At 61.3% G+C, this 26,454-nt stretch carries 24 protein-coding genes; 14 read left to right on the top strand and 10 right to left on the bottom strand.

The window, feature by feature from the left end:
- Window positions 1-12: 12 nt before the first annotated feature.
- The 4 genes from LOY28_RS12910 to LOY28_RS12895 all read left to right on the top strand — a co-directional run bounded on the left by LOY28_RS12910 (window position 13) and on the right by LOY28_RS12895 (window position 4,463).
- Window positions 13-861, top strand: a complete 849-nt coding sequence (locus tag LOY28_RS12910; RefSeq protein WP_258614043.1) for a VOC family protein — start codon at window positions 13-15, stop codon at window positions 859-861.
- 76 nt (window positions 862-937) lie between these two features.
- Window positions 938-2,416: an aldehyde dehydrogenase family protein gene (locus LOY28_RS12905; RefSeq protein WP_258614034.1), complete on the top strand. Its 1,479-nt coding sequence runs from the start codon at window positions 938-940 to the stop codon at window positions 2,414-2,416.
- Between the two features lie 88 nt (window positions 2,417-2,504).
- Window positions 2,505-3,482: a helix-turn-helix domain-containing protein gene (locus tag LOY28_RS12900; protein WP_258614031.1), complete on the top strand. Its 978-nt coding sequence runs from the start codon at window positions 2,505-2,507 to the stop codon at window positions 3,480-3,482.
- Window positions 3,483-3,698: 216 nt separating this feature from the next.
- Window positions 3,699-4,463, top strand: a complete 765-nt coding sequence (locus LOY28_RS12895; protein WP_064617548.1) for an ABC transporter substrate-binding protein — start codon at window positions 3,699-3,701, stop codon at window positions 4,461-4,463.
- Window positions 4,464-4,492: 29 nt separating this feature from the next.
- Here the strand turns inward: LOY28_RS12895 and LOY28_RS12890 are convergent, their stop codons facing one another.
- The 4 genes from LOY28_RS12890 to LOY28_RS12875 are packed head-to-tail and all read right to left on the bottom strand — an operon-like array spanning window position 4,493 to window position 8,801.
- A complete protein-coding gene (locus LOY28_RS12890; RefSeq protein WP_258614022.1) occupies window positions 4,493-6,028 on the bottom strand; it encodes an amino acid ABC transporter permease/ATP-binding protein in 1,536 nt (511 codons plus the stop codon).
- 49 nt (window positions 6,029-6,077) lie between these two features.
- Entirely contained in the window at window positions 6,078-6,875 is a 798-nt protein-coding gene (locus LOY28_RS12885; RefSeq protein WP_018928941.1) for a transporter substrate-binding domain-containing protein, read from the bottom strand.
- Window positions 6,876-6,901: 26 nt separating this feature from the next.
- Window positions 6,902-7,951 (bottom strand): isopenicillin N synthase family oxygenase, encoded by a 1,050-nt coding sequence (locus tag LOY28_RS12880; protein WP_192350314.1) that lies wholly within the window; start codon window positions 7,949-7,951, stop codon window positions 6,902-6,904.
- Window positions 7,944-8,801 (bottom strand): sugar phosphate isomerase/epimerase, encoded by an 858-nt coding sequence (locus LOY28_RS12875; RefSeq protein ID WP_192350312.1) that lies wholly within the window; start codon window positions 8,799-8,801, stop codon window positions 7,944-7,946. Before LOY28_RS12875 ends, LOY28_RS12880 begins: the two co-directional genes overlap by 8 nt.
- 618 nt (window positions 8,802-9,419) lie before the next feature.
- Here LOY28_RS12875 and LOY28_RS12870 point away from each other — a divergent pair.
- The 3 genes from LOY28_RS12870 to LOY28_RS12860 all read left to right on the top strand — a co-directional run bounded on the left by LOY28_RS12870 (window position 9,420) and on the right by LOY28_RS12860 (window position 12,292).
- A complete protein-coding gene (locus tag LOY28_RS12870; RefSeq protein ID WP_408981040.1) occupies window positions 9,420-10,718 on the top strand; it encodes a methyl-accepting chemotaxis protein in 1,299 nt (432 codons plus the stop codon).
- A gap of 86 nt (window positions 10,719-10,804) precedes the next feature.
- Window positions 10,805-11,362, top strand: a complete 558-nt coding sequence (locus tag LOY28_RS12865) for a hypothetical protein (RefSeq protein ID WP_018928937.1) — start codon at window positions 10,805-10,807, stop codon at window positions 11,360-11,362.
- Between the two features lie 111 nt (window positions 11,363-11,473).
- On the top strand, window positions 11,474-12,292 hold the full coding sequence (locus LOY28_RS12860; protein WP_018928936.1) for a DeoR/GlpR family DNA-binding transcription regulator: 819 nt from the start codon (window positions 11,474-11,476) through the stop codon (window positions 12,290-12,292).
- A 4-nt stretch (window positions 12,293-12,296) separates the two neighbouring features.
- Here LOY28_RS12860 and otnI read toward each other — a convergent pair whose 3' ends face one another.
- From otnI to LOY28_RS12830, 6 genes are all read right to left on the bottom strand, one after another.
- The gene (gene otnI / locus LOY28_RS12855; RefSeq protein WP_018928935.1) at window positions 12,297-13,079 is read right to left on the bottom strand and encodes a 2-oxo-tetronate isomerase; all 783 of its coding nucleotides are present in this window, start codon (window positions 13,077-13,079) and stop codon (window positions 12,297-12,299) included.
- Between the two features lie 21 nt (window positions 13,080-13,100).
- Window positions 13,101-14,561, bottom strand: coding sequence for a GntP family transporter (locus LOY28_RS12850; RefSeq protein WP_018928934.1), 1,461 nt, complete (start codon window positions 14,559-14,561; stop codon window positions 13,101-13,103).
- Between the two features lie 194 nt (window positions 14,562-14,755).
- Window positions 14,756-15,394 carry an aldolase gene (locus LOY28_RS12845; RefSeq protein WP_192350308.1) on the bottom strand — a complete coding sequence of 213 codons (639 nt, stop codon included), beginning with the start codon at window positions 15,392-15,394 and terminating at the stop codon, window positions 14,756-14,758.
- Window positions 15,391-16,689 carry a 3-oxo-tetronate kinase gene (gene otnK, locus LOY28_RS12840; protein ID WP_258613995.1) on the bottom strand — a complete coding sequence of 433 codons (1,299 nt, stop codon included), beginning with the start codon at window positions 16,687-16,689 and terminating at the stop codon, window positions 15,391-15,393. Before otnK ends, LOY28_RS12845 begins: the two co-directional genes overlap by 4 nt.
- A 10-nt stretch (window positions 16,690-16,699) precedes the next feature.
- A complete protein-coding gene (ltnD, locus tag LOY28_RS12835) occupies window positions 16,700-17,605 on the bottom strand; it encodes an L-threonate dehydrogenase (protein ID WP_018928932.1) in 906 nt (301 codons plus the stop codon).
- A 165-nt stretch (window positions 17,606-17,770) separates the two neighbouring features.
- Window positions 17,771-18,103, bottom strand: coding sequence for a hypothetical protein (locus tag LOY28_RS12830; RefSeq protein WP_018928931.1), 333 nt, complete (start codon window positions 18,101-18,103; stop codon window positions 17,771-17,773).
- Window positions 18,104-18,206: 103 nt separating this feature from the next.
- Here LOY28_RS12830 and LOY28_RS12825 point away from each other — a divergent pair, with 103 nt between their 5' ends.
- From LOY28_RS12825 to LOY28_RS12795, 7 genes are read left to right on the top strand one after another with little or no spacing between them, the layout of a single operon-like run.
- Window positions 18,207-20,093 carry a 3-dehydroquinate synthase gene (locus LOY28_RS12825; RefSeq protein ID WP_192350302.1) on the top strand — a complete coding sequence of 629 codons (1,887 nt, stop codon included), beginning with the start codon at window positions 18,207-18,209 and terminating at the stop codon, window positions 20,091-20,093.
- Window positions 20,090-20,980, top strand: coding sequence for a UbiA family prenyltransferase (locus tag LOY28_RS12820; protein ID WP_064617529.1), 891 nt, complete (start codon window positions 20,090-20,092; stop codon window positions 20,978-20,980). The genes LOY28_RS12825 and LOY28_RS12820 overlap by 4 nt, the downstream gene beginning before the upstream one ends.
- A complete protein-coding gene (locus tag LOY28_RS12815; RefSeq protein ID WP_258613988.1) occupies window positions 20,977-21,750 on the top strand; it encodes an EboA domain-containing protein in 774 nt (257 codons plus the stop codon). Before LOY28_RS12820 ends, LOY28_RS12815 begins: the two co-directional genes overlap by 4 nt.
- A gap of 36 nt (window positions 21,751-21,786) precedes the next feature.
- Window positions 21,787-22,671: a TatD family hydrolase gene (locus tag LOY28_RS12810; RefSeq protein WP_111453178.1), complete on the top strand. Its 885-nt coding sequence runs from the start codon at window positions 21,787-21,789 to the stop codon at window positions 22,669-22,671.
- Window positions 22,668-23,900, top strand: coding sequence for a metabolite traffic protein EboE (gene eboE, locus LOY28_RS12805; protein ID WP_018928926.1), 1,233 nt, complete (start codon window positions 22,668-22,670; stop codon window positions 23,898-23,900). Before LOY28_RS12810 ends, eboE begins: the two co-directional genes overlap by 4 nt.
- Complete coding sequence (locus tag LOY28_RS12800; RefSeq protein WP_258613986.1) at window positions 23,890-25,335, top strand: alkaline phosphatase family protein; 1,446 nt, start codon at window positions 23,890-23,892, stop codon at window positions 25,333-25,335. Before eboE ends, LOY28_RS12800 begins: the two co-directional genes overlap by 11 nt.
- Window positions 25,314-26,453: a hypothetical protein gene (locus LOY28_RS12795; RefSeq protein ID WP_019651677.1), complete on the top strand. Its 1,140-nt coding sequence runs from the start codon at window positions 25,314-25,316 to the stop codon at window positions 26,451-26,453. Before LOY28_RS12800 ends, LOY28_RS12795 begins: the two co-directional genes overlap by 22 nt.
- Window position 26,454: the final 1 nt, after the last annotated feature.

The following is a 26,454-nucleotide window of genomic DNA, read 5'->3' as shown; positions in this document are numbered from 1 at the left end:
ACGGAGGTGTTTATGCAAACCCTACAGACCTGCACCCCTGCACGCCTGTGCTACCTGCATCTGGCGAGCAAAGAGCCGCAACGACAAATCGATTTCTACCGGCGCATGCTGGACATGGAAGGCCTGGCACAGCCCGATGGCAGCTGGATACTCAGTGGCCCGCAACGCGCCATGCTCGTGTCGCCCGCCGATCACAGCGGCCTGCTCGCGGCGGCCTATGACCTGGGCGATCAGGCTCGGCTGGGAGAACTGCGTGCCCGCCTGAACGAGAACGGCTGTGCTGTCGAAGACATCGACTCGCCGTTGCTCGAACCATGCGCCTTTCTGATTCGTGACCCTCAGGGTCGGCAAACGATATTTGGCGTATCCCACACGGATTCCAGCGCCGACCGGCCAGGCATGCCGGGCCGCCTGCAACACGTGGTATTCCAGACCACTGAACTGGAAGCCATGATCGATTTCTACGTCAATACAGTCGGGTACACGGTGTCGGACAACGTCGTCGACGAGCAGACCGGCCAGCTCATGACGTGTTTTCTGCGCTCCGACGATGAACATCATTCGCTGGCATTTTTCCGCGGTTCGAAAAACGAATGGGATCACCACTGTTACGAAACCAATGAATGGAACGACATCCGTGACTGGGGTGATCGCTTCGCCAAGGAACGTATAACCCTCTTTTTCGGCCCCGGCCGGCATGGGCCGGGCAACAATCTGTTCTTTATGGTCGTCGATGCCGATCGCAACCGCCTGGAGTTTTCCGCCGAACTCGAAATAACCGATGCCGCCCGCCAACCCGGCGTCTGGCCGCAGGAGGAGTACACACTCAATTCCTGGGGGCGCGCCTGGATCAGAAGCTGAGCACATTTCTTCAGACAAGGTTTTGCATCATCCATGTCCTTAATCGACGCGGCCACCTGCCTCCAAAGGTAAGACTATGACGACTCAACATTTGCCCCTCTACGCCATCAACGGCGACCAATACATCAATGGCACCTGGCGTACAGGTCGTTCCTCGCGGCGCCTGGATGACCGTAACCCCTTCAATGGCGAGCAACTGCTGGAAATGCCACTGGCCTCGATTGCCGATCTCGACGATGCCTATCAGGCTGCACATCGTGCGCAAACAGCGTGGGCAAAGCTGCATCCGACGCAGCGCAGCGCGCAACTGGAGAAACTCGCTCATGTCATCCTGAACCGCCGCGATGAAATCATCGACTGGCTGATTCGTGAGTCCGGCAGCACGCGCATCAAGGCGAGCATGGAATGGCAGTTCACCCTGAACCTGGTGCGTGAGTGCGCAACGTTGCCGATGCAGGTTGAAGGACGGATCCTGACGAGCTACAAGCCCGGTGAACAGAGCTTTGTCTTCCGTGAACCGCTGGGTGTTGTCGGGGTGATCAGCCCATGGAATTTTCCGTTGTACCTGAGCATGCGTTCGGTGGTCCCGGCACTCGCGCTTGGCAACACAGTGGTGCTTAAACCCGCCAGCGACACGGCAGTAACAGGCGGCCTGCTGATTGCTCATTTGTTCGAAGACGCAGGCTTCCCGGAGGGTTCGCTCAATGTCGTGGTCGGTGCAGGTTCGGAGATCGGCGATGCCTTCGTCGAACACCCGGTGCCAAGCCTGATTTCCTTCACCGGCTCAACCGATGTCGGTCGCAATGTCGGCCGGATTGCGACTGGCGGCAAACACATCAAGCGCGTTGCGCTGGAGTTGGGCGGCAATGCTCCACTGGTGGTCCTGGATGATGCGGATATTGATATAGCCGCGCACGCAGCAGTGGTCGGGCGTTTCCTGCATCAGGGCCAGATCTGCATGAGCGTCAACCGGGTGATCGTCGACCGCTCGCTGTATGCGGACTTCACCGCGCTGGTGGTGGAGCGAGTGCGCAAGCTCAAGACCGGCGACCCGGCCCACGCAGACACCGTGATCGGGCCGGTGGTCAATCAGAACCAGCTCGATGGCCTGTTGCGTAAAATCGATGCCGCCGAGAATGCGGGCCTCAAGCGGTTGTGTGGCGGCCCAGCGTCCGGGTTGGTGTTGCCTGCGCATGTCTTCGGTGAAGTCGGGATCGATCAGGAACTGGCACGTGATGAAACCTTCGGGCCGTTGCTGCCGCTGCTGATCGCAGAAAACGAAGCGCATGCGTTGGAGTTGGCCAACGCCAGCGAATATGGCCTGTCCAGCGCGGTATTCACCCGGGACATGGCCCGAGGCTTGAACTTCGCCCGTGGCATCGTGGCCGGGATGACCCATATCAACGACATCACCGTCGACGACCAGCCCAATGCGCCCTTCGGCGGCGAAAAGAACTCCGGCCTCGGGCGTTTCAATGGTCACTACGCCCTGGATGAATTCACCCGCGCCCATTGGGTCACCTGGCAACCGGGGAGCCACCACTACCCTTTCTGATTCTTGATCGATACTGACCGGACTAAAATTGGGCAAGTGTTGACCCATTTGCCCAATCAACAAAAACAATAAGAAAAGAGGCGAAAAAATGAGTCATTTAGCCTGTGTGTCCACCGATCAGGTTATTCGCTCCGACCGGCTGATGAAGTGGAAAGAGTTCATGAGCGATCACTTGGGTCGCACGCCGGACTACATCAAGCGTCTGGAGTCGACATTCATCGACCCGTTGCATAACAGCAACTTTCAAGGTCGGCTGGAATATGGTGATCTGGGTCAGCTCGGCTTCTGCCGCATGACCGCCAGTGCCCATCGCTACTCACGCCATCTGAGCAAAGCGGTCGACTCACCCGATACGCCGCGCATGCTGATTCTGCAGATCGCCGGCGTCAGTCATTTCGAACAAGGTCGGCACTGCAGCGCATTAGCGCCTGACGAGATGCTGTTGGTCGACAGCGGCCAGCCCTTCAGCGTCACCAGCACTCAAGGTTGCGAACATTTTATCCTGCTCTTCAAGGGGCCGGCCCGACAGCCACCGCAAGCGGGCGATGTTCACCTGAACGGGCGCAATGGATTGGGCCGCATGTTGATGCATCTGATCAGTGATGCCTACAGCCAGTACCCACTGCTCAACAATCATTCGGCCGAACTGATCGGCAACAGCATCGTGGGGCTTCTGGATAACGCCCTGAAGAACAAACAGGAAGAAAAGCAACTCGAACACGACTTCCGTTTCTTCAAGCAAAACCGCCTCAAAGCCTATATCGAACGTCACCTGGCCGACCGCGACCTGACCATCGAGCGCATCGCCAGCGTCGAGCAATGCTCGGTGCGCAGTTTGCACCGCGCCTTTCAGGAGGAGCTCGGCTGCAGTATCAGCGAATACATCTGGCAACGGCGCCTGTCGCGCTGCGCCGAAGATCTGCGCAGCCGGGAACATGCCCATCGCTCACTCACCGACATCGCCTTTGCCTGGGGCTATGGCAGCAGTGCTCATTTCAGCAGACAGTTCAAATCGGCATTCGGCATATCGCCCAAGCTGTTCCGCGATACCCAGGCCCGATCCTGACGCCACCTGCTGCTCGCCCATTGTGATGCGGGTGCACAACAGGTACTGGCCCCGCAAAACACATTCACTTGGGAGGTAGATGTGTCCCGCCACAAAGTCTGCGTAAAATACGGCGTCGATGCCGAATCCAATACAAAAACAGACTCATCATCCCTGTGATCAATACCACCGGTGAATTGTGGCTCCCCCCTACTTTCAATGCCTGAATGATCAACCATGAGCGGGAGTTCACGGATCTCAACTGCCCGTACAAAGACGCTTTGCAGGTTGTGCCTGTCGATCTCGCTGCTGATTGCCTGTCACGCGAGTGGCGCGCCCTTGCCGCTCGAACTGTATATCCCGGACGCTCCACCCCTGACGTTCGTCGATGGCTCCAAAGGCCACGGCATGGTCGGCGAGGCCGTGATGACCGCCATTGCCAACGCCGGCTATGTCGCGCATGTCCATGTGCTTCCCTGGGCCAGATCGCAGAAACATGTCAGCGAGACTCAGGACATCCTGATCGCCCCTTTGTCACGCACGCAGGAACGTGAAGATCGCTTCACCTGGATCGCGCCGATCATGCCCATGGAGCGTGCTTTTTTCAGCCTTGACCGGCCGGTGAGCAGCTTCGAGCAAGCGAAACAAACCTACCGGGGGATCGGCGTCGGCCTGGGCAGTGCGCAGGAGGAAATCCTCCGTGAACAAGGCTTCAGCGACGAGCAGATCCACCCCCTGACCATTGGCGACAACCCCGCGCAGATGCTCTTGAAAGGTCGCATCGATGCCTGGTTCAACGGTGTCCCGGAGAGTCGATACATCTGGCCGAAAGTGTCTGAACATACACTGCACATGAGCCCCGTCATGAGCAGTGTGGACCTCTACCTGGCTTGCTCGAAGCAGTGCTCCGCCCAACTGGTGCAAGACTTGCGCGCGGCGGTTGAAACGCTTCGCGATGACGGCACCCTGGCGCGCATACAAAAGCGCTATTTGTCGCCATAGGAATTCTGAGGGCACACGGCTAAACCCATTCAAGGCAGGCATCCCTCCTCCTCTGGCACCTGCAATCCCATGAACCGCCGCACTCTATGAGCCTCGGGCTGCTCGCGGATCGCCTGTGGCGAGGCATCCAGCTGAATGTGGCCGTTTTCCATGAAGATCACCCGGTCGGAAATCGACAGGGCAAAATCCATCTCGTGGGTGACAATCAGCAGGGTCATGCCTTCGCGGGCCAGGTGGCTGATGACCGCGAGTACTTCGCCGACCAGCTCCGGATCCAGCGCCGAGGTCGGTTCGTCGAACAGCAGGATATCCGGGTCCATGGCCATGGCCCGGGCAATCGCCACGCGTTGTTGCTGGCCGCCGGACAGTTGATGCGGATATTTGTGGACGTGTGCCAACAGGCCGACCTTGTCGAGTAACTGGCAGGCGCGTTGCTCGCTCAACACACGACCGACACCGTGATAACGGGGAGCGAGGCTGATGTTGTCCAGCAGTGTGCGGTGCGGGAACAGGTTGAAGCTCTGGAACACCATGCCGATGCGCCGTACGCCCTGACGAATCCGACGGCTATCCGGTTTGTCCCAGGCATTGATGAAGCCCTCGCCGAACAACAGGATTTCGCCCTGATCGATGCGCTCCAGGCCATTGACCGTACGAATCAGCGAAGTCTTGCCGGAGCCGGACGGGCCGATGATCGAAATCACCTGGCCACTTTGTACCTTCAGGTCGATGCCCTTGAGCACATGATGATCGCCGTAGCGTTTGTGCACACCCTGCAGTTGCAGGGCCGGGGCGGCGCCTTTGGATGGCGGCTTGAGCTTGCTCGATAGAACAGGCGCCAGGCTGTCACGCAGCGCTTGTGTCGAGGCGCTGTCGAGGGTTTGCGGTGTCCGCAGGTTGAGGTCCAGGTAGCGTTCCAGACGCTGCAGGGCAAAGCCGAACAGCGTAACGATCAGCACGTAGTACACACCCACCGCCGCCAGGGTTTCCATTACCAGGAAGTTCTGCGCATACAGGCGCTGGCCGACGGTCAACAGTTCGGTCAATGAAATCACCGAGATCAACGACGTCAGTTTGACCACCGTGATGTATTCGTTGATCAAGGTCGGCAGTGAGATACGAAAGGCCTGGGGAATCACAATCAGCCGTTGCAGACCGAACAGGCCGATTCCCAGGGCGCGGCCGGCTTCCTTCTGGCCCTTGGCGACCGAGATCAGCCCGCCACGATGAATTTCAGCCATGTAGGCGGCCTCAGTGACCACCAGCGCCAACAGGCCGGAATAGAACGGTACCGACAGCACCGGCCCGGCACCGGGCAGCAACTGCGGCAGGTTGTAGATGAAGACCACCAGCACCAGCAGCGGAATGCTGCGAAAGAACCAGATGTAGAGTGACGCCGGCAAGCGCAGCCAGGGCGAGCCGGACAGCTTGGCTGACGCCAGGATGAAGCCCAGCAACATCCCCAGGAACCAGGCCAGGGCGCTCAGTTCGATGACGGTCAGGCTCGCCGCCCAGAAGTCAGTCTTGGAGAACAGCGAAATAAAGTAAGACCAGTCGAATTGCATAGACACCTCGTGCACGCCGCGCCCTCGACCGAGGGCGCGGCTTCAGCCATTACTCGGAGACCGGTTCCAGATCGTATTTTTTGAGAATGGCGGCGTACTCGCCGTTGGCTTTGCTGTCAGCCAGGGCCTTGACCAGCGCCTGATAGGTTGCCTCGGCGTCTTTCTTCACGTAGATGCCCAAGGTCTGCGGGTAAACCAGTTTCTGCGAGCTGACCACGACCCGCCCGTTGGTGCGCTGGGCGATCATGTGCGCGGCACCGGCGATTTCCACCTGGGCCTGGATGTTCTTCGACAGCAGCGCCTGCGTCACTTCGGGAGCCGAGGGGTATTCGTTGACGGTGATCGCGCCTTTGTTGTTCGGAACGCAGTAGTCGCTGGACAACTGGTTGAACTTGGCGACCCAGGTGGTGCCCTGCTCCAGGCCGATCTTCAGGCCGCACAAGTCCTCGGGAACCTGCGGGCTCAACTCACTGCCCTTGGGCACCATGATCGCCGCGCCGGTATTGGCGTAGGCGATAGTGCGGGCCTGGAGCTGGCGCTCGGGGGTGATGTACATGCCGGAAATGATCGCGTCGTAATGCCCGGCGTTGAGGCCGTTGATCAGATTAGGGAACTTGGTGTCGACGAAGTTGGCCTTGACGCTCATCGCCTTGGCCAGGGAGTGGGCCAACTCAGGATCGGAGCCGACCACATTCTTGTCAGCGTCGTAGGACTCGAACGGCGGGTAAGTGATTTCCATACCGACTTTCAACACACCGGGGGTCGCGGTGTTGGCGAAGGCAGCATGGGCGCAGAACAGGCCGGCGGCGAGCAGGCTCAGTTTGGTCAGGGCGTTGTGGCTTTTCATGGTGGGAAGCTCCGTGGGTTGTTTTTTTAGGAATGAGAGGTGGTGTTCTTCAGGTGGCCGAAACTCGATGGCTTTCGGGCCCGGGACGGCAACTCAAGCTCGCCGTTCTCCACGCGTTTGCGCAGGTACTGGTAGGTCTGTAAGGCCTGGCTCCACATGTGTTCGCCAATCGCCAGCGCCTCGTACTCCCGGTCATCCCTGGCGAAGGCCGGCAGCGGCTTGATCAGCGTGTGATAGTCGCAGGCGTAGAACAGCGGGAAGCTGTAGCGCTCCTGCGCGACCTTGCGCACCCGGTGGGCAGTGGCCACAAAGGCACCCGCGGTCATGACTTCCAGCATGTCGCCGATGTTCACCACGAACGCGTCGGGTAGTGGCGGCGCGTCGATCCACTGCCCCTGATCATTGAGCACCTCCAGCCCCGGTTGATCGGCGTGCAGGATGGTGAAGCACTCGTAGTCGGTATGCGCGCCGATGCCCGGAGCGTCGACGACATCGGCGTCGAAGGGATAATGGATCAGCCGCAACTTGGAGGGTGGGCGAGTCACCAGCGCGTCGAAGTACCCCTCCTCCAGCCCCAGGGCCAGGGCGAAGCCATCGAACAGCCGGCGGCCTAGCGCGAACACCGCCTGATAGTAGTTCTGTACCGCGCTCTGGAAACCCGGCACGTCGGGCCAGTGGTTCGGCCCCAGCAGCGGTGTACGGTTGAGGAACAGCGGGTCATCCGCTGGCACTTCGAAGCCGATATCGAACGCTTCTTTGTGATCCGGTTTGCCCTTGGAATACACCTCCTCTCCTTCGGGCACGAAGCCCTTGTGGCTTTCCGAGGCGCCGATGTAGTGGCGCATCTTGGCGTCCAGCGGTTGCGCAAAATAATCCCTGGCCGCCTGGCGCAGGCCCTCGATCAGCGCCGGATCGATGCCGTGCCCGGTGATGTACAGAAAGCCCACATCGCTGGCGGCGCGGCCCAGTTGCTCGGCCACGGCCAGGCGGTGCTCCAGTTCGATGCTGAAGAGCCCGGCGATGTTCACCACCGGAATGCTGTTGAAGTTGGCTTGGGTTGGCGAGGTGTTACGCATGGCGGGCTCCTTCACGGGTGAAACGGTCGAAGTGTTCGCGCTCGGTCCGGGCCATCCACTGGTTCAAGGTCCAGAGGTCGGCCACCGGCATGTTGGTGAAGGGCAAGTGATGCAGATAACCGTCGGCACCGAACTCCGGGGTCAAGGTGCTGACCGGGTAGCCACGTTCGCGCTGAGCGGTCCAGACGGCCTCCCAGTGGCGCTGATGGAACGCCAGTTCACGGGCATATTCCGGTGCGGCGGGATGGGGGACTTGCGGGCCTTGGTCGTAGCCGACCCGCGCCTGGATGTGATGCACGCGTTCGACGAAAGCCGAAAGATCGTCGGCCGGATCGTCCAGCAGTCGCTCACAGCACACCACCCAGTGGCTGATGTCACTGGTGAAACGCAGGTCCGGCAGTTGGCGGATCAGCTCCAGGGTCACCCAAGGGCTGTAAAGGGAACGGGCGCGATGGGTCTCGAAACTGCAGAACACGCCATGCCTGGCGGCCAGTTCCAGGGCCTGGCCGAAGAATTCGACCTGCAATGCCTGCGGCCAGCGGTCGTTGCCTGCCAGCAGATTGACGAAACGTGGGGTCAGCTCCGAGGCCCAGCCCAGTTTGCGATCAATGTCGGCCAGGTGTTGGGTGGGCGTGGCGTTCTGGTCGGGCAATACATCGTAGGCACTGAACAGTGTGCAGATGTAGGGAACTTGATTACTGCGCAGGAAAGCGCCGAACTCGCCACGCTCATCGGCCTGCAGTGGCAGGCGCGCTTCGAGGCCATCGAAGCCGGCGGCGAGCAGTTCATCCAGGGCCTGTGCCTTGCTGGCGGTATAGCCCCATAACGTGCGGAAAATTTCTAGCTTCATGCATTCCTCTCGGCTGCGTCAGGCCACCCGCTATTGGGCTGGCGTTACTGGGCAGTCGAAAGAAGTTGCTGCGGGCCGCGGCTCTGATGGCTGCGGTCCCGTGTGACGAATCCTAAGGCTAGGGCGACAAGCGATTGAATAGGCTGCAGCAAATAGTTAGTTCAGAAATTCATGAACTAACGATGCCGGATTTTCTCGCGTTGTGTAAGCCGCAATGCGATCCGTAGCAGCTGTCGAACCTGCGCTCGCTGTAGCAGCTGTCGAGCTTGCGAGGCTGCGTTCGGCTGCGAAGCAGTCGTGAGTCCGGCTGATGTGGTCTGCCTGACACATCGCGAGCTCTGGTTTTACGACTGCTTCGCAGCCGAACGCAGCCTCGCAGGCTCGGCAGCTGCTACCAAGTGTGCGCCCGGTGCGGATGGGCACGAACCAGAACAGAGCACAGCGACGCAGCCATTCCCGCGACTGGTGCGTTGCTCGTCTGTGCTGCCCTTCGCAACCCTGTAGCCATCAGATGCAATTCTCCTTCCACCGCGGGGTGACAGGCTGATCCGTTGTCGAGCACAAAGGCTGGCAAACAACTTGCTTAGGCTTTTGATCAGGCTTGAGCCATCAACACCGATGGTTTGGCAAACATCTCGGACAACGGCGTCCGCTTCCCTGCCCATTGCGGCAGGAGAGCGTGCGCCGTTTTTGCTTTCATCCCGGCATCAGAAGGAAATCCTCATGTCCGCTCAAGGAATGCACCCACCGGGTCACGCCATCGTTCATCTGCGCAGCGATGGCGGCACATCGCACCCGGCCGGCACATCATTCGCCAAAGCCTTGTTCGAACCTGGCAGAGCCCTGCTCGAACGCAGCAGGATCGGCTTCTGGCTACCGCTCGGAATAGCCCTCGGCGCCTGTGGTCTCGCACTGGCCGAACATCCCGCTGGCGCATTGGCCCTGATACCTGGCGTGCTGTACCTGGGATGCGCCTGGCAGCTTCGCGAGCGTCATCAACGCCAGCTGCAGACATTCTGGGATACGGAACTGGCACAACTGCTGCGCAGCTCCCGGGATACCGACCCTGCGACGCTGCTGGTGGCCGCCAGCCTGCAACTGCGCAACAACGAACGCTTGCGCAGCGAAGTGCAGTTCGCCAGCCGTGCCCTGGAGCAGATGGCCCAACAGGCCCGCGATCAAGGTGCGGAACAGAGCCAACGCATCGCCATGATCGCCGCCGCCAGCGAACAGATCGATCAGACCCTGTACAGCATCGATGCCTTGGCCAAGGGCGCGCTGGCAGCCTTCGCCAACGCTCACACCCAGAGCGAAACCGGTTGCCTGGAGGCGCGCTCAGTGGGTGACAGCATGCGCGCCATTCAGCACCGCCTGGGCAATACCGCGCATACCGTGGACGCGTTGCTGCAGCGCACGACCGCCGTGGAAAGCACGGTCAACAGCATTCAGGCATTGGCCAAACAGACCCAGTTGCTGGCGCTCAATGCCTCCATCGAGGCGGCCCGTGCCGGCGAGCACGGGCGCGGTTTCGCCGTGGTCGCCGATGAGGTCCGCAGCCTGGCCCAGGCCACCGACCGGGCGACCCATGAAATCACTACCGCCGCGACAGCGATCGCCATGGCCGTGCGCCAGGTGGATGGCGAGGTCAAGGAACACCGCGATCTGCTGGCAGCCGGGAGTGAACAGAGCGAGCAGCTCGCCGCCAACCTCGACGATCTGGCTCAACATAGCCAGACCAATCTGCAACAGCTCGGCGCCATGCAACAGGCGCTCAGCGAGCATCAGCTAGCCAATCATGCCCTCAGCGAACAGTTGCAACAGGTCAATGGCGCGGTGCAGGAACAGAGCACGCAAACCAATGCGCTGCACGACCTGACCCGTTATCTCAACCAGCTCACCGTCGGAAGCCGCCCATGAATCCAGCACTCGCCACAGCATTCGACGGTGGGCCATCCCGCCAAGTCCGTCTGCCACAGGGTGATACGGGACTAAGGCAGGCGCTGTTGCTCGGTCTCGACCTGCTGCAAGGACTACAGCAACATCGCGGTCTCGGCGGACAAGTCACCCGCGAGGCGCAACAACGTTGCCAGGCATTGGGGCACGCGCTCGACCAACACTGGAGGGAGTGGCCGTATTCCGCACAGTGCCAGGCCTGGGGCGCGTTACGTCGCGACCCGGCGGATTTCGATGGCCATTGCCGATTGCTGCAGGACCTGCTCGGCGCCATCCAGCACCTCGAACTGCAACGCTGTGCGCTCAGCCTGGCGCGCCCGAGCATCGCCGCGCGCTGCTGGGAACTTGAAGAGCTGGGACGACTGCGCGGGCTGTCGGTACGCGCCGCCGCCCATCGAAGTTGCCCATTGGAAATGCTGATTCAATTGCAGTACCTGCACGAACGCTTGCTCAAGCACGCTCCCCATTCGCTGCACACTGCGCTCGAACAACTGCAACGCTGCCTGATCGGGACAACCACCGTGTCCATCACCCCGGCGCAGTGCTACGCCCTCCTCACCCCATTGCTCGACGAACGCCTGGACGCTATCCGCCGGGATCTGGATTGAGGCTGCCGTCACCAGAACAGAGATCCGCAACAGCTCGTTCCTTTACCGTAGATTCGCTACTATGTTTGCACCGCTTTCCTTGTCGGCGGATTTCTTCACTCTGGAGCCCGAATGCCTAGTCAAAAGGACATCGCCGCCGAAAGCGGCGCACCGATGATTCCTGAACAGCGCCGTGAATTGATGCTGCGCCAATTGCGCAAGCATCAGGTGCTGAGCGTTCATCAGTTGATGGAAATGTTCGACTGCTCGCACATGACCATCCGCCGCGATATCGCGCTGCTTGAACAGGAAGGCCGTGCTTACTCGGTCACTGGCGGCGTGCGAATTGCCAGCCAGCTCCACAGCGAGCCCAGTCATCAGTTCAAGGCGGTGGTCGAGTTGCCGCAGAAGCAGGCGATGGCCAAGCTGGCCGCGCGGCTACTGCATGCCGATATGACGGTTTATCTGGATGCGGGCACGAGCACGCTGGAAATCGTCCCGTACATCAAGGCGCTGTCGGGAATGACCGTGGTGACCAACGACTTCGGGATTGTCCAAGCGCTGATCGATGCGCCCCATGTCACGGTGATTCACACCGGCGGGCAACTGGATCATTCGAATCAATCGTGCGTGGGTGGGCTGGCGGTGGCCACCTTGCGTCAGATCGTCACCGATATCGCTTTCATTTCCACCAGCTCCTGGGATTTGCGTCGCGGCCTCACCACGCCGTCGGCGCTGAAGGTGGAGGTCAAGCAAGTCGCGATGCAATCGGCCTCGCAAGTGGTGCTGGTGGCCAGCAGTTCGAAGTACGGCACGTTCAGCATGTACCGGATCGCCGGGCTCGAGCAGTTCGACATCATCCTCAGCGACGACGCACTGACCCCTGCCGCGGCCGATAGCATCCGCAAGCAGGGTGTCGAACTGCTGTTGCCTTCCGATAACAACCTGTAAGGCGTTAGCGCGCCTTCCAGTCCCGCAGCCACTGCAAGCCGGCCGACGTGTTGCCACGGGGCCGGTATTCGCACCCTACCCAGCCGTCATAACCCAACTGGTCGATCAACTCGAACAGATAGGGATAGTTGACTTCACCCAGGTCTGGCTCGTGTCGATCCGGTACACCGGCGATCTGGATATGACCGATGCCGGCGAAATCCCGACGCAGTTTAGTGGCCAGGTCACCTTCGACGATCTGGCAGTGGTAGCAATCGAACTGAACCTTCAGGTTACCGGCGCCCACTTCCTTGCAGATGGCCTGGGCCTGATCCTGGCGGTTGAGGAAAAAGCCCGGCATGTCGCGCGTGTTGATCGGTTCCAGCAGCACGGTGACACCGACCTTGGCGGCCTGCGCGGTGGCATAGGCCAGGTTCTCCAGGTACACGCCGTGATGCCGTGGTCGATCACTTTCCGACGGCAACAACCCGGCCATCACATGGATGCGTGAGTTGCCCAGGACGGCGGCGTATTCCAGCGCGCGATCGAAACCGCTGCGAAATTCACTTTCCCGACCCGGCAACGACACCGTGCCCCGCTCACCCGCCGCCCAATCGCCGGGCGGTGCGTTGAACAGCGCCTGTACCAGGCCGTTATCGCTCAAGCGCTGTTTGAGTTCCTGGGCGCTGTAGTCGTAGGGGAACAGGTACTCCACCGCTTCAAAACCATCGGCGGCCGCGGCGGCGAAACGATCCAGAAACTCATGTTCCGGGTAGAGCATGCTGAGGTTGGCAGCAAAACGAGGCATGGTAGCTCCTTGGGCAGAAGGTTAGACAAACGGCCAGATCAGCAAGGTAATACCGAAACCCAGCGTGCCGAGCAAGGTGGTCAGCACGGTCCAGGTACGCAGGCCGTCGGCCACGTTCAGCCCGGACAGCTTGGTGAAGATCCAGTAACCAGCGTCATTGATGTGGGACATGGCCAACCCGCCACCGCCCATGGCCAGGCACAGCAGCGCCATGTGATTCGCGGTGAGGTTGAGGGTCGCGATCAGCGGGCTGATGATGCCGGCGGTGGTCACCAGCGCCACCGTGGTCGAGCCCTGGACCGCACGCAACAGCATGGTCAGCAGAAAGCCCAGCGCGAGCACCGGCAGACCGGTGGTGCGCAACAAATCGGAGACCACCGCGCCGATGCCGGTATCCACCAGCACCTTGCCGAACACACCGCCGGCACCGGCAATCAGAATCACCATGGCCACGCCAGGCAAGGCCGAACCGATCACGTCAGACACCTGGGTACGACTCCAGCCCCGACGCGAACCCAACAACCAGGCACACAGCAAGGTGTCGATCAGCAGAGCCACCAATGGCGCACCGAGCACGGTCATGATGCCGCGCAGGACCGAGTCGGCAGGCAGCAACGAGTTGGACAGTGTTCCCAGCAGAATCAGAATGATCGGTAGCGCGATCAGGCTGACGATCATGCCAAAACCCGGCGCGGGTGCCGGCGGCAACTTGGAAACGATCGCGCTGGTGGACTCTTCCAGGCCCATGTGCGACGCGGCCACGGCAGCTCGTTCAGCGCTCTTGCCGTTGCCATTGGCCCAGGCGACCAGGTCTTCGTTGGTGACATGCGGGCCATAGACTTCGGCGCGGATATCGTCGGTCATCGGGTACACCCGACGGGTCATGCGCCCGGCCACGCGGTAACCGACATAGCAGAGGAACGCAGTGATCGGCAGACCGAACATCAGCACGCGACCGAGGTCGGCACCCAACTGACTGGCAGCGGCCACCGCGCCGGGGTGTGGCGGCAGGAAGGCGTGTACGGTCAGCAACGCAGCACACATCGGCAGCGCAAACACCAACAGCGGCTTGCGCGCACTGCGAGCGACGCCATAGGCCAGCGGCATCAGGATGATCACACCGACCTCGAAGAACACCGGCACCCCGACCATGAACCCGGCAATCGTCAGCGCCAGCGGCGTGCGTCGATTGCCGAAACGGCTGATCAGCGTCTTGGCCAGCGCCTCGGCACCACCGGAGAGTTCGATGATCCGCCCGATCATCGCGCCCAGGGCAATGATGATCGCGATATGGCCCAACGTCTTGCCCATGCCGCCTTCGATGGTGGCGACCAGGTCGGCCGGTTTTACCCCGGCCACCAGCGCCACCAGAATGCTCACCAGCATCAACGCCACGAACGGCTGGAACTTGTACTTGAGCACCAAAAACAACAACAGAGCGATCCCTAGCCCCGCGGTAACCATCAGGATTAACGGGCTCATTTCACAAGCCCTCCGCGCCGGGTGAACACAAGGGTGCTGCAACCGGGTCTGAAAATGCCGCAGTGAAGGTGAGTCATGCCTGGATGTCCTCTTGTTATTGTATTTTTCAGGCAAGCCGGGGTTGCGGGAGCCGTTGCGCGTCTCCCGAACGGGGCCTGCTTTATCGGTCTTTCGTGTTAAAAAACTTCAGCGCACTACCAGTGCACACCGAAAGCCGCTCGCAGCTCGTCCAGTGCTGCCTGATCGAGCGGTTCGGGCTTGGGATTGCTCATCAGCCACAACCGCGCGGTTTCTTCGAGCTCCTCCAGGGCGTAGCTGGCTCTGGACACCGAACTCTCCCAGACCACCGGCCCCAGCCGTTCGAGCATCACGCCGCGAACACTGTTGGCCAGTTGTGCGACCTGTTCGGCCACCTTTGGCGAGCCGGGACGCTGGTAGCTGATCAACGGGATATGCCCGACTTTCATCACCTGATAGGGCGTCAATGGCGGCAGGATGTCGTTCGGCTGCCAGACACCTGCCAACGTCAACGCCACCAGATGAGTGGAATGGGTATGCACCACACCACCGACACTCGGGTTGCGGTCGTAGACCTGGCGATGCAACGCCAATGTCTTCGACGGCTTGTCGCCAGACACCCATTCGCCAGCCAGATTGACCTTGGCGATGGCCGCCGGATCGAGGCGGCCGAGGCAGACATCGGTCGGTGTGATCAGCCAGCCATCGTCCAGCCGTGCGCTGATATTGCCGGCGCTGCCGACGGTGTAACCGCGCTCATACAGGCTGCGGCCAACGTCGCAGATTTCTTCGCGCAGGGCGTTTTCATTACTCATTGCGCACCTCCGGTCTGGGCCAGTTGCTTCAGCGCTTTGCTGAAGAAATCCCGACCACCGAAGTTGCCCGATTTGAGCGCCAGGGCCAGAGGATCATCGGTGCTGCTGACGGTTGCCGGCACACCCGGATCAATCTGCGCGCCAATTTGCAGCAGTTGTACGCCCAGCGCCTGAACCACCGCGCCCGAAGTTTCACCGCCGGCGATCACGAAGCGCCGCACGCCGCTCTGACGCAAGCCTTGAGCAATTTCGCCAAAGGCGTTTTCCACCAGACTGCCGGCCTGTTCGACGCCGAGCTGCTGTTGCACTGCCTTGACCTCGTCCGGTGCGCTGGTGGCGTAGATCAATACGGGTTGTTCATTGTTCTTGGCGAAGGCCAGGGCCTGGGCAACCACCGGTTCGCCAGCCGCCAGGGCCAACGGATCGATCCGCAGCGCGGGTCGACCGGCTTCTAGCCAGGCTGCGACTTGGCCATTGGTGGCGATCGAAGCGCTTCCGGCCAACACCACTTCACCGCCAGCCACCGCCGGGAGTTTCGAGGCATCGAGGTCGCGCAATTTACCGGCGCGACGGAAGTTTTCCGGCAAGCCCAGGGCCAGCCCCGAGCCGCCAGTCAACAACGGCAAGTCGGCACAGGCGGTGCCGAGGGTGTACAGATCCTGGTCCGACAAGGCATCGGCAATCGCCATGCCGATACCTTGAGCCCGCAGTTCGGCGATGCGCCCGCGTACCTTTTCGGCGCCTTGGGCAATGGTGTCGTAGCGCAACAGGCCGACGTTCAGACGGGTCTGCGACTGCAGCACCCGCACCAGGTTGGCATCGGTCATCGGCGTCAGCGGGTGATGCTGCATGCCCGACTCGCTGAGCAGTTGATCCTGGACGAACAAGTGACCGCGAAAGATCGTCCGGCCATTCTCCGGGAACGCCGGGCACGCCAGGGTGAAGTCGCTGCCCAGCGCCGCCAGCAGTGCTTCACTGACCTGGCCGATATTGCCGGCCGCGGTGGAATCGAACGTCGAGCAGTACTTGAAGAAAATCTGCTCGCAGCCTTGCTCACGCAACCAGGCCAGCGCGGCAAGGGATTGCTCGACCGCTTCGGCGACTGGAATGGTGCGTGACTTGAGGGCGATGACGATCGCATCGGCATCGAGCCCGGCCGCCACTTCGCTGCTCGGAATGCCGATGCTTTGCACGGTGCGCATACCGCCGCGCACCAGCATGTTGGCCAGGTCCGTGGCACCGGTGAAATCGTCGGCGATGCAGCCCAGCAATGGGCGTGCAGGGGTTGTGCTCATGGTGCGTTCCTCAAACCGGCTCGGTCTTGGCAGTCGGCAACTCGATGCCGGGGAAAATCTTGATCACCGCAGAATCATCCTCACGCCCGAAGCCGGCACTGGAAGCCTGCATGAACATCTGGTGGGCAGTGGCCGACAGCGGCAGCGGGAATTTGCTGGCCCGTGCGGTATCCAGTACCAGGCCCAGGTCCTTGACGAAAATATCCACTGCGGACAACGGCGTGTAGTCAGCCTTGAGAATGTGCGGCACGCGGTTTTCGAACATCCAGGAATTGCCGGCGCTGTGGGTGATCACTTCATAAAGCGCGTCGGCATCGACCCCTTCACGCAGGCCCAGCGCCATGGCTTCGGCAGAGGCAGCGATGTGCACCCCGGCGAGCAGCTGGTTGATGATCTTGACCTTGGAGCCCAGGCCATGGCTGTCGCCCAGGCGATAGACCTTGCCGGCCATGCCTGCCAGGACGGCTTCGGCCTTGGCGTAAGCGTCGGCCGGGCCGGACGTCATCATGGTCATTTCACCGGCAGCCGCCTTGGCTGCGCCACCGGAGATCGGGGCGTCCAGATACAGCAAGCCCTGGGCGGTCAGGCGCTGACCCAGGTCGACAGCGTAGGTCGGGGCCACGGTGGCGCAACCGATCACCAGGCTGCCAGGGCGCAACGCAGCGACGGCACCACCCTCGCCAAACAATACGGTTTCGGTCTGCTCGGCGTTCACCACCACGGTAATGATCACGTCGCACGCCGCGGCCATTTGCGCGGGCGAAGAGCACGCCACACCGCCCTCCCCAGCAAACTGTTCAGTCACCTGCGCACGCACATCACAGGCATGCACATTGAAACCACTGCGCAACAGTGAGCGGGCAATGCCCAACCCCATCGCGCCCAGACCGACAACACCGACATTCTTGTTATTCATGGGGTACTCCTGAGGGAAGCAACGGCCTGTTCCACGCCGGTAAAGCGCAGGCGGCGGGCCGCGATGTAGAGATGGGCACCGGCGGCATGGCCAGCGGATCGCCCAATACAGTGGCAGCTACGATCGCTTGGCACTGGTTGAGCAGATAATCCATCAATGAACAGATTATGTGAAGTATTTTTTTAAAATAACATTTTTTAACATCGACTCAGATGCATCGATAGCCGCGACGCGCTTTTTTGTAGCAGCTGTCGAGCTCGCGAGGCTGCGTTCGGCTGCGCAGCAGTCGTAAAACCAGAACTCGCGGTGCATCAGGCAAACCACGTCAGCCGGATTCACGACGGCTGCGCCGCCGAACGCAGCCTCGCAGGCTCGGCAGCTGCTACGGGTCGCGTTCACGCAGGTGAAAAAAGTCAGATCGCCATCAGGCCGCCTTGCAAAAACACCACGACCGTCTAAGTTCAGAACTATCTCTACAGGCGTAACCAAACCGTACATAAACCAGCCCCTCAGGCGAGAGAATCTATTGATCTAAAACCAACCAGACGCTGCTTTTAATTACTGACACGGAATCAGTCATAAAAATAAAGAGGGATGCTTGATGAAGCGCAGCCATGGGTATCGTGCGTTCTCGCAACGGGGGCCTGCCGGTCATTTCTGGATTTCATTGCTTTGCTTCTCAGGCTTGGTGATCGCCAGCTTTCTGTTGTTCGAACAACAGATCCAGGACTTCCTGACCCATCTCAACTTGTACCAGCCTTCCACTCCCACCCAAAAACTCAACCTGGCCCTGCTGCTGATCGCCCTGCTCGCGCTGGACGTGGTGCTGCCGGTGCCTTCGAGCATGGTCGCGCTGCTGGCCGTGGCCATGCTCGGCGCTGTTGGCGGCTACCTGGTGATTTTCGTGGGGCTGTGCCTGGGGGCCGGGCTGGGGTATGCGCTGGGGGCGGGCTATTTTCGGCTGCTGTCCGGCCGCCTGGGCCTGCATCAGCGCCAGCCGGGGCAACTGGCGTACAAGCTGGGCACGCTGTCGTTGATCTGCCTGCGCGGCGTGCCGGTATTGGCCGAAACCTCGGTGGTGGCCGCCGGGATGCAACGTTATCCGCTGCCCGCGTTCGTGTTAGTGACCACCCTGGCCAATGCCGGTCTGGCACTGGCCTACAGCGCCATCGGCATCTACCTCGTCGAGCAGAACGCGCTGCTGGTGACCCTGCTCGCCAGCATGGTGTTGCCCGGGCTGTTTATCGCCGGGTACAGCCTGTTCAAAACCTTGCGCAAGCAAAACGCCGAGCATTCCCTGCACGGGCGTTTCGAGGTCCGTTACGACTACCCGGTGGTGTTCACCGATCACCTGTTCGAGCCGTCCAATCCGTGTCTGCACCGCCAGCTCACCGCACGACTCACCCCACAGCACCGGGGCCCGGTGACGGTGCTGGTGTTCGCCGATGAACAACTGCTGCAAAGCGCCCCGCACCTGCTGGAACAGATCGACGCCTACTTTGCCGCCCATGCGGCGGACCTGCATTTGCAGGCCGCGCCGATTGCAGTGCCGGCCGGCGAACTGAGCAAGGATTCACAGGTGTTGCAGCAGCTTTACACCGATATGCTGCAGCATGGGCTGGACCGGCATTGCTATGTGCTGGCCCTGGGCGGCGGTGCGGTGCTGGATGCGGTGGGCTACGCCTGCGCCACCTTCCACCGTGGCATTCGCCTGATCCGCATCCCGAGCACCGTGCTGGCGCAGAACGACGCGGGCATCGGAGTGAAAAACGGCATCAATGCCTTCGGCCAGAAGAACCTGCTGGGCGCCTTCTACCCCGCCACCGCGGTAATCAACGACTTCCAGCTGCTGACCAGCCTGACTCGCCGCGACCAGATCGCCGGGCTGGCCGAGGCGGTAAAAGTGGCGCTGATCAAAGACCAGGCCTTCTTCCAATGGATGGAACAACAGGCCGACGCCCTCGCCCACTTCGATCACTCGGCCAGCCGCTATGCCATTCGCCGCTGCGCCGAACTGCACCTGGCACACATCACCGGTGCCGGCGACCCCTTCGAGCGCGGTAACGGACGGCCACTGGATTACGGGCATTGGGCCGCGCACAAACTGGAAAACCTCAGCCAGCACCGACTGCGCCATGGTGAAGCCGTGGCGGTGGGCATGGCCCTGGATGGGCTCTATGCCAATGCCCTGGGGTTGTTGAGCGATGCCGACACCGAACGGCTGCTGAACCTGTTGCTCAAGCTCGGCTTCAGCCTGAGCCCGCCGGAACTGACCTTGAAAGATGCACAGGGACGCTCGCTGGTTCTGCTCGGTCTGGAGGAATTCCGCCAGCACCTGGGCGGGCAACTCTCCATCCCCATGCTCAGCCGGATCGGCGAGTCGGTGGACCTGCACGAGATCGATGCCGCGCGGATGGAACAGGCGCTGCAACGGCTGTCGACCCGCATCGATCCAGCGCTCACCCTCAGCGAGGGCTGCGCGCAATGAGCCAGACACCGCTGAACCTGAAAACCTGGATGACCCTCGGCCGGGTATCCAACCTGCCCACCGTGTGGACCAACACCTTGGCCGCCGCCCTGCTCGCCAGCAGCGCCGGTGCCCTGGCGCCGCCGTCGTCGCTGGTGTGGATCCTGCTGTTGGCCGCGCTGTCGTTGCTGTATCTGGCCGGCATGTTATTGAACGACCTGCTGGACGCCGACTGGGACCAACAGCACCACAACCCGCGCCCGATCACGTTGGGCCTGGTCAGCCGCCAGCAAGTGGGGCTGGCTACTGCGCTGTTGCTGATACTGGCTGCGGCCTCGGTACTGGGCCTGAGCCGGTTGATCGATCAACCGCACTGGTTGCTGGGAAGCGCCACCCTGCTGGTGGGCTGCATCCTCGGCTACAACGTGCTGCACAAGAAATACGCCCACAGCGTCTGGCTGATGGGCGCCTGCCGCTCGGCCCTCTACCTGACGGCGGCGGCCAGCCTGGCGGTGCCGCCGGAGCCGATCTGGCTGTGCGCCATGTTGCTTGGCGTCTACATCAGCGGCCTGACCTACCTGGCTCGTCAGGAACACAACAACCAGTTGCTCAGCCGCCTGCCGCTACTGCTGATGTTGAGCCCGCTGGCGCTGGCGATCTATTCCGACAACGTCTGGTTCTGGCCGGTGCTACTGCTCTGGCTTGGCTGGCTGGGCTGGCATTACTGGCACCACTTGGCCAACCCGCAGCAACGGCAAGTCCGTGCCTTTATCGGCGCTGGCCTGGCGGCTCTGCCACTGTTTGATGCCCTGGTGCTGGCTGTGGCCAACCAGCCGCTGGGCAGCCTGTTATGCGTTCTGGTGTTTTTCCTGCTTCCACACTTCCAGCGCTGGATCAAACCGACATGAACATGGACGTCACTGCATCGCCATCGGCGGCTCTCGAAATACGCCACGACTGCCTCGCCGAACAACACCAGGCCCTCACCCAACAGCTCGATGACACCGAGCTGCAGTGGTGGCGCCAGGCCCAGGAGCAGCTTGCCCAACGCCCGGACGGCAATACCGCGGCGCTGTTGAGCAGCCAGTGCAAGCGCAACCTCAAGGAGCAATCGCTGCCCCACAGTCCCGACTGGAGCAGTGTCCAACTGGCGCGGGCATTGTTGCTGGCTCAGGTCCTGGAGCAACAGCCCCTCGCAGGGCAACTGCCGTTGCTGCGCCAACTGTTCCTGTGGGGTGACGATCAAGAAAAAATCGCCACCCTGAAGGCCCTCGACTGGCTCGACAGTCGCGGGCTTTGCGTGGAACTGGCGCTGCAGGCCGGGCGTACCAGTAACAGCCAGGTGTTCGCCGCCCTCGCGCTCGACACCCTTTATCCATCGCGCCATTACAGCGAACGGGCCTTCCATCAATTGGTGCTGAAGGCGCTGGGCATGGGGCTCGATATACGACGCCTGATCGGCCTGACCCAACGACACAGCGTCACCCTCAACCAGCTGGCCCTCGACCTGCTGGACGAACAGCTCGCCGCCGAACGAACGGTGTCCGCCGGGCTGCCCCGAGTGATTGCCTTCGACCTGCTCAGCCCGGCGCAACACCAGCGCCTGGCCGGCCTGAATCAGCAGCAACGCTTACCACCGGAATGGCATGAGCACCTGGCCGGCACCTCACAGAACTGACACTCAACGACTCCTTTTCCTTGACGAGGATTTACCATGCTCAAGTACTTCGACCCGCATATTCATATGGTCAGCCGCACCACCGATGACTACCAGAACATGGCCGCCGCCGGCATCACCGGGGTGATCGAACCGGCCTTCTGGCAGGGTCAGGCCAGGACCAGCGTCGGCAGTTTCATCGACTATTTCGACACTCTGTTGGGCTGGGAGCGCTTTCGCGCCAGCATGTTCGGCATTCATCATTTCTGCACCATCGGCCTCAACCCCAAGGAGGCCAATGACCTGTCGGTGGCCAATGAAGTGCTGGAGATTCTGCCGCGCTACCTGGTGAAAGACGGCGTCGTGGCGGTCGGCGAAATCGGTTACGACGACATCACCCCGGAGGAAGATCGCTTCCTCGCCGCTCAGCTGGAGCTGGCCAGACAATTCAATTTGCCGGTGCTGGTGCACACCCCGCACCGCGACAAGATCGGTGGCACCAAACGCACCCTGGCAGTGATTCGCGAAGTCGGGATTGCCGAGCACCTGGTGATCATCGACCACCTCAACGAACTGACCCTGCCGCTGGTGCTGGACAGCGACTGCTGGCGCGGCCATTCGATCTACCCCAACACCAAGATGTCGGAACAGCGCATGGTCGCCCTGTTGCAGGAGTACGGCACCGAGAAAATGGTGGTCAACAGCGCCGCCGACTGGGGCATCAGCGACCCGCTCAAGGTGCCGAAAACGGGTGAAGCGATGCTGGCTGCCGGCTTCAGCGAAAGCCAGGTCGAACAGGTGCTGTTCCACAACCCCGTGGACTTTTTTGCTCAAAGCGGCCAACTGGACAAGTCCCTGGTCAGCACCCCGCTGCCCATCGACCAGCGTCGGCAGTGGCAGGACAACTCTGCCCTGCGTGGCCAGGAACCGGTGATCAAATGAGTGCCGGCACGGGTTGGGCTGCCGCGCAGGTCGGTTATTGCAGCAATGTGCACCCGACCCGTGACCTGGCGGGGCTACGGTCATCCATCGAATGGCATTTCCGGGGTGTGCGTACCCTGCGCGGCCTGAACGAGCAAGACAGTGGGCTGTGGATCAGCGCCCTCGCCGCAGCCGAACTACAGCAGGCGTCAGCTCGCGCGGACTTCCTCAGCCTGCTGCAACGCAGCGGGCTGCGGCTGACTTCACTTAACGGCTTTCCCTATGGCCAATTTCATCAAGGCGCGGTGAAAGCCGACGTCTATTTGCCCAACTGGACTGATCCGAAACGGCTGGCGTACAGCCTGAATCTGGCCCGAATCCTGGCACACGCCCTGCCGTCGGATTGCCCCCAAGGCGTGATTTCCACCGTACCGCTGGGCTATGCCGCCGACTGGAACCCGCGGCGACAGCAGCGTGCCGAACATCTGCTGCGCCAACTCACGGCTTCACTGGCCAGGCTGCATCGGGAGACGGGCAAGAAGATCGTGTTCTGCCTGGAGATGGAGCCGGACTGCGTGCTGGAAAACACCGACCAGGCCATCGCCTTCTTCCACCGCTACCAAGCCAGCGACCCGCACCATGACTATCTGGCGCTGTGTTTTGATGTCTGCCACCAGGCCGTGGTTTTCGAACACTGCTATCAGTCGCTGGAAAAGCTGCGCCAGGCCCGGGTGCCTGTCGGCAAGATCCAGCTGTCCAACGCGCTGATTTGTCGCCTGCCCGCTGAAGACCACAACCGGCGCGAACACGTGCTCAAGACCTTGAGCGACTTCGCCGAAACCACCTACCTGCATCAAGTCAAAGCCCGCGATGCACAGGCGCGGTTATCGGGCTGGGCCGACCTGCCCGCCGCCCTCGACGATTGCGCCAATAACCTGGGGCAGTACCCCGAACTGCGGATTCATTTCCACATCCCGCTGTTCAGCGAACACTTGCTGCTGCCTGAGCTCAGCGGCAGCCAGATCGCGCTGTCGCAGACTTTCGACTTTCTCGCAGACCATGGGGATTTTCGTCCCGTGCTGGAAGTGGAAACCTACAGCTGGGGCGTCCTGCCCGCGCAACTGCGGCCCAACACCGAGCACGCCCAACTGCAGGGAATCGCCGCAGAACTGCACTGGGTCGAAGAACAACTGCGCCAGCGTCAATTGCTACAACCCCAAGTGCGGGAGGCGTACGCCGATGCCCTCTGATCACCCGCGTCAACCGCTGCTGCTGATCAACGTGGTCGGGCTGACCCCCGCGCTGCTGGGGCCGGCAACGCCGCACATCAATGCCCTGCTGAAAACCGCAAAAATGGCCAGCCTGCAACCAGTGTTTCCGGCCGTCACATCGACGGTGCAGGCGTCGATTCTCACCGGCCTGTCGCCGTCGGAACACGGCATCGTCGGCAATGGCTGGTATTTTCGCGACCAGGCCGAAGTGCGTTTCTGGCTGCAACCCAACGCACTGATCCAGGGCGAAAAGGTCTGGCAGGCGCTCAAGCGTGAGCTCCCCGGGTTCCGCTGCAGCCAGTTGTTCTGGTGGTACAACATGTATGCGGACGTGGATGCGGCCATCACCCCACGCCCGCACTACCCGGCCGATGGCCGCAAGATGTTCGGCCTGTATTCGTCACCGGCCTCATTGCATGAGCGTATCGAGCAGCAGATCGGTGAATTTCCGTTTCCGGGTTTCTGGGGTCCGGCGGCCGGCATCGCATCGAGCCGCTGGATCGTCGACTGCGCCATCGCCGAATTCCAGCTCGATCGACCGGACCTGCAGTTGGTCTACCTGCCGCATCTCGACTATTGCCTGCAGCGACTGGGCCCTGATCATCCGTCGATTGCCGACGAGGTGCGGGCCATCGACAGTGAAGTAGGTCGCCTGCTGGCCTTTGCCCAGGAGCAAGGCGCGGCGGTGATGCTGTTGTCCGAGTACGGGATCGAAGCGGTACAGCAATCCATATCGATTAACCGGCTGTTGCGCTCGGAAGGCTTGTTGCAGGTGCGCCAATCGCTGACCTGGGAGTTGCTCGACCCCGGCGCCAGCGCGGCCTTTGCCGTGGCCGATCATCAGATCGCGCACATCTACGTGAAACAGGCGCAAGACATTCCTCGCGTCAAAGCGCTGCTGCAGCGCCAGCCCGGCATCGAGCAGGTGCTGGATAAAGCCGAACAACGGGCCTGGCAACTGGATCATCCGCGCAGCGGCGAGCTGGTGACCGTGGCCGCGCCGGGTTACTGGTTCGATTACTACTACTGGTTCGACGATCACAAGGCACCTGACTTTGCCCGCACCGTGGACATCCATCGCAAGCCCGGCTACGACCCGCTGGAACTGTTCATCGACCCGGCCATTCGCTTCCCGAAATTGAAAGTGGCGCGCCGCCTGCTGCAGAAGAAGCTCGGCTTTCGCTACTACATGGACCTGATTCCGCTGGACACCCGTCTGGTCCGTGGCAGCCATGGCCGCCTGCCCGACAGCGAGAACACCGGCCCGCTGCTCATCACCAATTGCGATCTGCCGTTGCCGCAGCGTCTTGCGGCCACGGCCGTGAAGCAACTGCTCCTGGAACACTTCCTGGGGCATTCACACACCGACCCGGCCAATGCCAAGGAGCTTCCATGCGGCGAGCCATTTCTATAACAGTTCTGAGTGCCCTGGCCGGTTTGGCTCAGGCTCAGAGCACAAACACCTTTGACTGCAGCAACTTTCTGCAATTTGGAGGAGACGTCGACAAGACCCGGGCCGCGTTTGCGCAGAGCCCCGAGACCATGGCCTGGAACTGGTTCGTCTGCCTGAACCAGCCCGCTGCCGCGGGGAGCCCCAACCGCGAGTGGGAATCCATGAAGCCTTCCGATCAGGTCTACCTGCCCAACGGCGCCAAGCCCGCCCCCTATGGCACGGCTGTGCCGCCGCCGAACGCGGTGCTTACACAGGCCAAGGCGCTAGGAATGGATATGTCCCGAACCTTCCATAACCTCAATGCCACCCAACAGGTCGATGGCTTGATTCTGCAGATGGGCGGCGCAGTGCCCTCAACAGAAAAAGGCAACCCTGTACGCTTTCAGCTGCTGATGGGCCAGGGCACGTTCGATTACATCGTGCAGAAGCAGGTCTACAACATGAACGGCCAGGCCGCCCTGACCAGCAATCTGGAGTTTCCGCCCATTGCCTGGGAGCTGAAATCCTCCTGGCTGTGGATCGGCTCCGACGCGACCTACAAACAGAAACTGGAGAAAGACGGTTACTACATCGCCCAGGCCTATTACCTGAAAAACGGTCAATACAAGGTCGGCTATGCAGCATTAAGCGGCTTACACGTCGTCAACAAGCTGAACGCCAACTGGGTCTGGACCACCTTCGAAAACATCAACAACAGCAAGTACACCGTGACCAATGCCGTACCGGCCACCCCGATGACCAACACCACAGGACCGACACCGGCTGCCCAATCGGTCAATACCAGCTTTCAGGCCGCTAATCCCTCCCTGTCGAAGTACGAACTGATCGGGGTGGAATTCCAGCCCATCACTCAGGTGCTGGCCAACTCCCAGCTGGAATCGGCCTTCCAGAACACCTCATCCTGCCTGGCCTGCCACGGCACCGCCGCCTACTCGAACCAAAAGGGTTACTTCAATTTCGCCCTGAAAGAACAGGGCGGCATTGTCTACCCCACCACCCCGCTGCCGAACTCGGCTTTCGCCGGTTACAACAAACTGGATTTTGTCTGGTCGTTGAAACACGCCCAGTGGCAACGCTAAG

Source organism: Pseudomonas sp. B21-017 (assembly GCF_024749245.1).
Lineage (GTDB): Bacteria > Pseudomonadota > Gammaproteobacteria > Pseudomonadales > Pseudomonadaceae > Aquipseudomonas.
This window is presented reverse-complemented; position numbering and strand designations above follow the sequence as displayed.